The sequence below is a fragment of the Mycobacterium sp. genome (genome assembly GCF_040509115.1).
GTDB lineage: Bacteria > Actinomycetota > Actinomycetes > Mycobacteriales > Mycobacteriaceae > Mycobacterium.
The window spans coordinates 1-2,823 of the sequence record NZ_JBEVLO010000386.1; the positions used below are offsets into that span (position 1 = coordinate 1).

Annotated in this window: 2 protein-coding genes; both read right to left on the reverse strand. The window is 69.0% G+C overall.

Features of this window, described 5'->3' with window-relative positions:
* On the reverse strand, nt 1-2,075 hold a 2,075-nt coding region (locus ABW137_RS26535), incomplete at its 3' end, for a GAF domain-containing SpoIIE family protein phosphatase (RefSeq protein ID WP_526404450.1).
* A gap of 31 nt (nt 2,076-2,106) precedes the next feature.
* Nucleotides 2,107-2,823: MFS transporter (locus tag ABW137_RS26540; protein ID WP_526404451.1), on the reverse strand; the 717-nt coding region annotated here is incomplete at its 5' end.

Consider the following 2,823-nt stretch of genomic DNA (forward strand, 5'->3'; position numbering starts at 1 on the left):
GGCTTGTACGTCATGCCCCTGACGCCGATCGGCGGCGATAGCTCGATGGGCGCGGGCGTGGCGGTTGATGCCGCGTCCACCAGGTAGGGCATCAGGTGTCCGGCGGACGCCGCCTCCACCCCTCCGGAGCCGAGTTCGACTCGCGCCGCGACGACGGTGGCGAACGTGCGGGGCATCATGTGCATGCAGAACGCGTTCAACTGATTGAGCGCTTCGGCCGGAGCGGCGCCGGTAAACAACTGCGCGCGTAGGACATTGCGCAACTGCGCCATGGTGCCCGCCGCGGCGAGGCCGTGCCCGGCGACGTCGCCGATCAGCACGACCAACCGACCGTCGGGCAACTCGAAGGCGTCATACCAGTCGCCGCCGACTCGACCGCCCACGGCCGGCTCGTAGTGAGCGGACAGCTGCCAACCCTCGAGCGTCGGAATCGTCTGGGGCAGTAGGCTGCGCTGCAGCGTCTCGGCGATCCGCAGCGCGCCCCGCGTGCGGCTGTACAGCGACTCGACGAGGTGGCGACGCAGCGTCTCGGCGGACTCGGTCTCGGTCAGCGACCACGGTTCGCTTCGCTGGCGCACGACCTCGCGCCACAGGTCGAATGACTTTCGCGGGCTGAGCCGGACCTCCTCGCCCTCGCGGACTGCGATCGCCTTGTTGTGGGGGTCGCCGCCCCAATCCACCGATCGCAGTACCTCACTCCGGAACCAGATGACGTACTGCCCGTCGGGCAGGTTGAGCGCGAGCGCGCCCGCGACGGCTTGCGGATCGAGGTCGAGCGTGGGTAGCTCGCCGGACAAGTGGTCGGTGCTCACCACGTCGTCGTCGGTGCCGCGGGCCCATGCAGCGACGGCCGACACCACCTCCGGCTGCGGGACCGACCCCCGCACCTGATACTCGTCGGCGATGGCGACGACGACACCGTCGGCGCGTACCAGATCGACGAGGCTGGGTCCTTCCACTAGCACCGACGCGAGCGGTGCGCGGTCGTCCAGCGTTGTTACGGTCAGCCTGGCGAGCACCGCCTGCGCGGCCAGGCGCTCACGGAGTTGGTCGTCCTCGAACTGGTCGACGAGCCGCAACGACAGCGTCGAGCCGAGGAACTCGGCGGCCGCCCGGCTTCCGAACGGCGGCAGATGCGGACCGGCGTAGTGATGACAGGCAATCAGTCCCCACAGCCGGCCGCGCCGTAGCAACGAGATCGACATCGACGCGTGCACACCCATGTTCCGCAGGTACTCGCAGTGGATCGGCGAGACACTGCGCAGGGTGGCGTGAGTGAGGTCCAACGGGGCGCCGGTCCCCGGGTCGATTGTCGGAACCAGCGGCACGGGTGTGTAGTCGACGTCGGAGATCAGCCGCAGCCAGTTCTTCTCGTACAGTGCGCGGGCCTGAGCCGGGATGTCGGTGGACGGGTAGTGCAGGCCGAGGAAGGAGTTGAGATCGTCGCGCTTGGCCTCGGCGACGACCTCGCCGTTGTAGTCCTGGTCGTAGCGATACACCATCACCCGGTCGAAGCCGGTGAGGTCGCGCACCGTCCGCGCGGCGACGTCGTACAGGGCGGTGAGCGTTTCGGCGCGATTCAGTTGGTCGACTGCGCCCCGCACCGCCTGGTAGGTGTTCGGGAAGGAGAAGGGCCGCTCGCCATGGGCGATCTCGAGCTCGACGACGAGGGCGCCACCCGGCTCTCGGTGCAGGATGGCGTCGAATGCCAGCGGCTCGCCTGCCACGTCGATCACGCACCCGAGTGGGTTGCGTTGTTTCAGTTCGCCGAAGGTCGACGCCGCCCGCGCCACCCGCGCTGCCTGTTCGGAGCCGATCAACGCAGACAGGTGCGCGCCAAGGACCTCGTCGACCGAGCGACCGAGCACCTCGGCGACGTTGGCGCTCACCTGACGCACCTCGAGGTCCGGTTCGTGCACCACGGCCAGGACACCGCGGGGCTGGATGCTGCCCGGAATGTGAATCGGCTCGCGCGCGCAATTGTCCAGGTCGATGGGTGTGCCGACCGAGACGGGATCGTCGATCAACTGGCTATCCGGCGGCGACGGCGGAATCCACGGCTCCCCCTCGGTCATGGCATCAGCATGGTGGGATCGGTGGCGATCATCAAACCAGGTGTGTCTTCGTGCGCGGCATGGCGACCACGGCCAAGGCGGTCACGACGGCGGCGATCAGGACGCCGACGAACACCGCGGCCGAACCCGATCGGATGGCGGCCGGACCGATGGAGTGGATGTCGCCCGGCCCGAAGATCGAGTTCGCGATCGCGCCGAAGACGGCGACCCCGACCGCGCTGCCGAGCGACCGGGCGAACATGTTGTTGCCCGTGACGACCCCGCGCTCGCTCCAGTCGACGCTGGACTGCGCCGCGATCAGCGTCGGCACCGCGAGCAGGCCCATACCGCCACCGATGACGAAGCACGCCGCCGCCACGACGGCGACGCTCGGCCGGTGCGCCATGGCAGCCAGAACCGACGCCCCGACGATCACCAACGTCACGCCGATGATCGCAGTGTTCTTGAAGCCGAGCCGCAAGTACACCCTTCCGGCGATGGCGGCCGTCGCCGGCCAGCCAAACGTCAGTGCGGCCAATGCGAGGCCCGCGGTGAGCGGCGCCGCCCCGAGCGCGCCTTCCAGGTACGTGGGCACGTAGGGGGTGAGGCCCATCAGAATGGCGCCGACGCCGAAGGCAACGATGGTCGTCGCACAGAGCAGCCGTCGGGAGAACACCCACAGCGGCAGAATCGGCTCGGCCGCTCGCTGTTCCACGACGACGAAGATGGCCAGCAGCACCGCGCCCGCCGCGAAGACGACGATGCTGGG